The following is a 6395-nucleotide window of genomic DNA, read 5'->3' on the forward strand; positions in this document are numbered from 1 at the left end:
ACAAGCCATCCGAATAAAGGACTTTGCTTTGATCAATATCTTGCAAGAGTATAGCTATAGTCTATTTTTTACAAATAATTTGCTTAAAAAATCTATTTAATTTGTTTTAACCAAGTCCACTTCTACAACATCTTATCTAATTCTTTTTGAGCCGATATAGGTAGCAAATACCTCTCTTGACCCATCATGTTTAAATAGTATAACATCATAAATCTCAGGTCTTGATCCTTGCTCCATGCCTGGGCTTTCTAGCGGCATACCAGGCACCGAAATACCAACAACACCTTCAGGCTTTAGCTTTAAAAGTCTTTTTATCTCATCAGCTGGAACATGCCCCTCAACCACATATGAATCAATCAAGGCAGTGTGACAGCTAGACAAATCAAGCGGAATATTAAAGCGATTTTTTATCTCAATTACATCATCTTGAAAGTATTGCTTTATCTCAAAGCCATTTTCTGACATAATCTCGCCCCATTTTGTACAACAACCACAGCTTGGAGATTTATAAATCTCAAGTAAATTAGCACCGAAGCTAAAAGCAAAAATAGCACAAGATAGTAAAATTTTTCTCATCTTTTCTCCCTAAATTTATCCAAATACCACACAATAAATGAATCTGAGTTTAAAACAAATAATACACTATTAGACTAAAGAAAAAATAAATTAAATCATTTTTGCTATAATAACAAAAACTAAAAGGATAAACATGAGAAAATTTATACTAAATTTAGCATTTATATCTCTGTTTTTAGCTGGTTGTTATACATCAACTACTCAAGGCGGACTTGTTGGAGCAAACTCACGTCAATTGCTTTTAGTTTCAGCCCAAGCAATGGATGCAAGTGCAGCTAAAGCATATGTCCAAACCCTAAGTGCAGCACGAAATAAAAAAGCTCTAAATGTAAATCCAGCCATGACAAAACGTGTCCAAGACATATCAGCTAGGCTAATTTCTCAAGTTCATGTTTTTAGACAAGATGCTTTAAAATGGAATTGGCAAGTCAATGTCATACAAGAAGACACGCTAAATGCATGGTGTATGCCTGGTGGAAAGATAGCAGTCTATAGCGGCATAATCACGCGCTTAAATTTAACAGATGGCGAAATAGCAGCTATCATCGGACACGAGATAGCACATGCATTAAGAGAACACAGCAGAGAACAAGCTAGCAATGATCAGATAAAAAATTTAGGTGTTTTTGCCATATCAGCAGTGACTGGCGTCGATGCAAATCTAGTAAATTTAGCTACTCACTACACGATTAGTTTGCCATTTTCAAGAGCTCATGAAACCGAGGCTGATCATATCGGCACAGAGCTAATGGCAAGAGCTGGATATGACCCAAGCGAAGCCGTAAATGTATGGGTTAAGATGAGTAAAGTTGGTGGTGCCAAACAGCCTGAAATTTTAAGCACTCATCCATCAAACGAGAGCAGAATAGCAGATCTTAAAAAAGTATCGGCTAAGGTAAAACCGCTATACTTAGCAACACTAAAATAAAAAGGATAAAAATGATACCATTTACAGATGAAGAACTACTAAAACCAGTGCAAAACACACTACAAAAAGTTATGCCTATGCTAGAAAATGACGGTGGTGGCTTGACGCTACTTGGCATAAAAGACGGTAAAATTTATGTGAGATTAACAGGTGCTTGTCATGGATGTGCTGCTAGTGGAACTACACTAAAATACGGAATCGAGCGACAATTACGCATAGATATTCATCCAGAATTAGAAGTCATAAATGTCCCACAAGGAGAAGAGGTAGCCTTTGCTTGATTATAAAAAATTAGCCTTTAAGCATTTTAAACGCTCAAATTTTGACGATGCGATGATGTATTTTTCTCTCGCTTTTGAAAAGAGTGGCGATGAAAATTTGCTATTTTATATAAGTCTTTGCTCATATGCAAAAATTTCAAAAGACGAGGCAAAAACACTGTTTGAAATGTTTCGTGCAAAGGAGCAATTAAATGCAAATGTCGAAGGCCTTGATGATTTGTTAAAAATGCTTGAAAGCAGGATAAATGAGAGTGAAATTTTAGCCGAACAAAATGCAATAAGCTATGAAGATTTCATGAAAATGGTGAGAAATGATAACTTTAAAAATGTATTTGAAAATATCATGTTTTCAACACGCGTAATGATTTCAAACAAAGATGATTTTTTGGAATTTATATCAAATTTAATAAAGAGTGATTTTTTAGACATGAGCATAAACTACATAGAAAGTGCAGCGGCAATGTTTGGTGGCGATGAGCGTATAGATGGGCTACTTAATCAAATAAAACAAAGGAAACAAGCATGAAAATTGCCATAAATAATACTTTCGTTACCGACAATACTAGCGAATGCGAGAGCGGTTGTTATTTTCTACAAACCAAATCAAATGCGAAATACAAAGCCCCAAACAACGTGCATTTAATAAACGTGCATGAGTGCAAAAAGCTACTAAACATAAATGAAAACATAAAACTAATAGGCATAACTGGCACAAATGGCAAAACAACAACCGCAGCAGCCATATATGAAACGCTACTAGCCCTTGGCTACAAAGCTGGAGTATGCGGAACACGCGGTGCTTTTGTAAATCATAAAAAAATAGACGCAAAATCCCTAACTACAAGCCAAATTTTAAAAACGCTTGAGTATTTGAAAATAGCAAGTGAGCAAGAGTGTGAGTATTTTATCATGGAAGTTAGCTCACACGCAATAGCACAAGACAGAATAGAAGGCTTAAACTTTGATCTTAAAATTTTTACCAACCTAAGCCAGGATCATTTAGACTATCACAAAAGTATGCAAGAATACGCAAATGTAAAAAATAGCTTTTTATCAGATGATAGTGCTAAAATTATCAATATCGACGATAAATATGTGAAATTTAATCACACTAATGCGATAACTTACGCACTTAAAAATAATGCAATAATTAAAGCAAATGAGATTAGTCTAAACAGTGGCATACAAGCTACACTTGAAGTATTGGGCGAAAGTGTGAAATTTAACTCATCGCTTCAAGGCGAGTTTAATCTATACAATCTCATGGCGGCATTTGGTGCGGTTAAAATTTTAACCAATCAAAACGCACAACAAATATCAAATGCTCTTGCAAAATTTAATGGCGTTGAAGGCAGAATGCAAGTAGTATCACAAAATCCGCTTGTAATAGTTGATTTTGCACATACTCCTGATGGCATGGAAAAAGTCCTAAACGCACTAAGACACTTAAACTTAGTTGTAGTATTTGGTGCTGGTGGCGATAGAGATAAGACCAAACGCCCACTTATGGGACAAATCGCTCAAAAATATGCAAGAGTATGCGTAGTAACAAGCGATAATCCACGAAGCGAAGAGCCAATGTCAATCATAGATGAAATTTTATCTGGCATGGATAAAACAAATACAATCGCAAATCCAGACAGAAAAGAGGCTATAAAAATTGGACTAAATAAACTAAAACCAAATGAAGCCCTTGTCATACTTGGCAAAGGAGACGAGGACTATCAAGAGATAAATGGCATAAAATACCCATTTAGCGACGAAAAAGTGGTTTTAGAACTATTAAACTAAGGAAATAAAATGAGAATACAAATGCTATATAGCAAAATCCACCGTGCAACGGTAACAGACGCTGATTTAAACTACGTCGGCTCAATCAGCATAGACACAGAGCTAATAAAAGCAGCAAAACTATACGTAAATCAAAAGGTCGAAATCCTAAACGTCAATAACGGAGAAAGATTTAGCACCTACGTAATCGAAGGCAAAAAAGGCGAAATTTGCCTAAATGGTGCTGCCGCTAGAAAAGCACAAAAAGGCGATATAGTAATCATAGTGTCTTACGCAAGCGTAAAAGAGAAAAAAGCAAAACATCATAAACCAACCATCGTGCATGTAAATGCTAAAAATGAAATAATAAAATGACAAATTTAGTAAATACGGGGGGGGGTTCAGCGAGTTTTATTTTTGGGCTATCAAGATAGCAAATTAATAAATTTTCTAAAAGACGATGGTCTGCAAGTAAAAGTTTGCGATGAGCGTATAAGCTTGGATTTTGTCAAGCAAGAGAGATTTGATTTTTTAATTAGTTATGGTTACAGATATATCATAAGCGAGAAAATTTTAACTCACTTTTGCCAAAATGCCATAAATTTACACATATCGCTCTTGCCGTTTAATCGCGGAAGCGATCCAAATTTCTGGTCGTTTGTCAAAGATACGCCAAAAGGCGTAAGCATACACTACTTAGACAAAGGGCTCGATACTGGAGATATTATCGTGCAAAAAGAGCTAACTTTTGACACAGCAAAAGAGAGTTTTTCTAGCACTTATAAAATTTTAAGAGATGAAATTGAAAAGCTTTTTATGCAAAATTGGCAAGAGATAAAAACTCAAAAATGCAAAAGAGTAAAGCAAGAGGGAGAATTTAGCGTGCATAAATCAATAGATAAACAGCACCTTATAAAGTATCTTCATGACGGCTGGGATACAAATATAAAGAGTTTTTTAGACAAAATAAAGGATAAAATTTAGATGTTTAATGGACTAATACGTGAAATCGCCGAGGTCGTAAGCTATCAAAACAACATCTTACGCCTACGAGCCAAACACAAACCACAACATGGCGATAGCATAGCTGTAAATGGTGCATGTTTAAGTGTGATAGAGCTACACGATGATGGTTTTAGCGTAGAGCTAAGCTTAGAAAGCAGAACGCATCTTGCTACTGAAAATTTCACAAACAAAGTGCATATTGAACCAGCCATGACACTTCAAACACGCATAGATGGGCATTTGGTGCAAGGACATATCGATGCTATAGGTGAAATCACGCAGATACAAAAAAAAGAAAATGGTGTTGATATCTATATAAAATTGCCAAGAGAGATAATGCATCTAATGGCTCAAAAAGGTAGCGTGTGCGTAGATGGAGTAAGTCTAACTATAAACGAAATTACAAAAGATGGCATAAGGCTTACGATAATTCCAATAACCTTTAAAGAGAGTCTATTTGCTGAGTATAAAATAGGTCAAAGAGTAAATATAGAAAGCGATTTGTTAGCTAGATACGTGGCTAGACAACTTGGTTTTAAACAAGAGCTCACATGGGAAACAGCAGAGAGATTTTTAAGTCTGTATTAGATGATGGCACTTATCTAGCAGGATACAGCACACGATATGGCGGCGTAAGCAAAGGTAAGTATGAGAGTTTAAATCTAGCATTGCACGTTGGCGATGATGAAAAAAGCGTGTATAAAAATAGGGAAATTTTAAAAGAATACTTAGGCTTTAAAAAGCTTATTTTTATGCATCAAACACACTCAGATATCATTAAAATTTTAAAAAATGAAAGTGAAAATTTAGGCGAATGTGACGGCATTATAACTAATATGCGTAGCATTGGACTGTGTGTAATGGTCGCTGATTGTTCGCCGATACTGCTTGTAAGCAAAAACGCCGTAGCCGCCATACATGCAGGTAGGCAAGGCGTGATAAAACGTATCGTAAGCAAATGCGTAAAAATAATGCGAGATAAATTTAACGCACACGATATCAAGGCATATATAGGTGCAAACATAAGTGCAAAAAACTACGAAATAGGCGATATGGATTTGGGCGAGTTTAATGCGTATAAAAATGGTAAAAATTTTGACATAAATATGGCACTAGCCGATGAGTTTGACAAACTTAATATAAAAAACACATTCTTTAGCAATCAATGCACTTTTGAAAGTGATGAGTTTTTCTCATATCGCAAAAGCGGTGTGACTGGGCGATTTGCTGGTGTGGTTGGATTTAAATAAGGACAAAAATGGCTTATGAAGAATTTCAAAATAAGAATTTAGACATGCTTAAAATAGCACAAAAAGCTAAAATTTTTGGCATACAAACACTACAAAACGAAACCCTGCTAAGCTCATTCTTTGCTACTAAAATTTCACTTACACAAAGCGAAAGAGAAAATATAGCCAAAATTTTCACTTCACTAATGCAAATTGAACAAAACGCTCAGCTTAGTAAATAAATTTACACAACAAAGCTCTTTTGTCCATATCTTAGCAATTGGTGATAATTTAAAATTATTGTCATCATAAACAAATATGCAAAACTGTAGATTTAAGCCACGCTGTATTTGCGATATATTTTTCAAATCAAAGCATAAGCTTAAATTTATTTTTATCACTAATTTGTTTTTGACAAATCTAGCATGTTAAAATACAAGTTATCATGATATAACAAAACCACAATCAAATAACATCACAGCATCGCTATTAGAATTTGAATAAATTTCACAATCAATACTTTTTTGGATATAATTACGGCAATTAAAAGGATCAAAATGTACCAACTCGCAGCCAAACTATTTCCTATATCTCGCTCTATCACAG

General features: G+C 35.0%; 10 protein-coding genes. 9 read left to right on the top strand and 1 reads right to left on the bottom strand.

The genetic code is table 11. The annotated features are described in order from the left end of the window. Positions 1–132 precede the first annotated feature (132 nt). Positions 133–576 carry a DUF411 domain-containing protein gene (locus tag LQU93_RS02530; RefSeq protein ID WP_229932321.1) on the bottom strand — a complete coding sequence of 148 codons (444 nt, stop codon included), beginning with the start codon at positions 574–576 and terminating at the stop codon, positions 133–135. 133 nt (positions 577–709) lie between these two features. Here LQU93_RS02530 and LQU93_RS02535 point away from each other — a divergent pair, with 133 nt between their 5' ends. The 9 genes from LQU93_RS02535 to LQU93_RS02575 are packed head-to-tail and all read left to right on the top strand — an operon-like array spanning position 710 to position 6031. Next, a complete protein-coding gene (locus LQU93_RS02535) occupies positions 710–1504 on the top strand; it encodes a M48 family metallopeptidase (RefSeq protein ID WP_229932322.1) in 795 nt (264 codons plus the stop codon). Between the two features lie 11 nt (positions 1505–1515). Continuing rightward, complete coding sequence (locus LQU93_RS02540) at positions 1516–1785, top strand: NifU family protein (protein WP_229932323.1); 270 nt, start codon at positions 1516–1518, stop codon at positions 1783–1785. Then, positions 1778–2311, top strand: a complete 534-nt coding sequence (locus LQU93_RS02545; protein ID WP_229932324.1) for a histidine kinase — start codon at positions 1778–1780, stop codon at positions 2309–2311. The genes LQU93_RS02540 and LQU93_RS02545 overlap by 8 nt, the downstream gene beginning before the upstream one ends. Continuing rightward, entirely contained in the window at positions 2308–3576 is a 1269-nt protein-coding gene (locus LQU93_RS02550; protein WP_229932325.1) for a UDP-N-acetylmuramoyl-L-alanyl-D-glutamate--2,6-diaminopimelate ligase, read from the top strand. The genes LQU93_RS02545 and LQU93_RS02550 overlap by 4 nt, the downstream gene beginning before the upstream one ends. 9 nt (positions 3577–3585) lie before the next feature. Further along, positions 3586–3930 (top strand): aspartate 1-decarboxylase, encoded by a 345-nt coding sequence (panD, locus tag LQU93_RS02555; protein WP_229932326.1) that lies wholly within the window; start codon positions 3586–3588, stop codon positions 3928–3930. Positions 3931–3972: 42 nt separating this feature from the next. Next, a complete protein-coding gene (locus LQU93_RS02560) occupies positions 3973–4539 on the top strand; it encodes a formyltransferase family protein (RefSeq protein WP_229932327.1) in 567 nt (188 codons plus the stop codon). After that, positions 4540–5148, top strand: coding sequence for a riboflavin synthase (locus tag LQU93_RS02565; RefSeq protein ID WP_229932328.1), 609 nt, complete (start codon positions 4540–4542; stop codon positions 5146–5148). Continuing rightward, positions 5112–5810 carry a purine nucleoside phosphorylase YfiH/LACC1 family protein gene (locus LQU93_RS02570; protein ID WP_229932329.1) on the top strand — a complete coding sequence of 233 codons (699 nt, stop codon included), beginning with the start codon at positions 5112–5114 and terminating at the stop codon, positions 5808–5810. The genes LQU93_RS02565 and LQU93_RS02570 overlap by 37 nt, the downstream gene beginning before the upstream one ends. 8 nt (positions 5811–5818) lie before the next feature. After that, entirely contained in the window at positions 5819–6031 is a 213-nt protein-coding gene (locus tag LQU93_RS02575) for an acetyltransferase (protein ID WP_229932330.1), read from the top strand. Positions 6032–6395: the final 364 nt, after the last annotated feature.

The sequence above is a fragment of the Campylobacter majalis genome (assembly GCF_905120465.1).
Taxonomy (GTDB): Bacteria; Campylobacterota; Campylobacteria; order Campylobacterales; family Campylobacteraceae; genus Campylobacter_A; species Campylobacter_A majalis.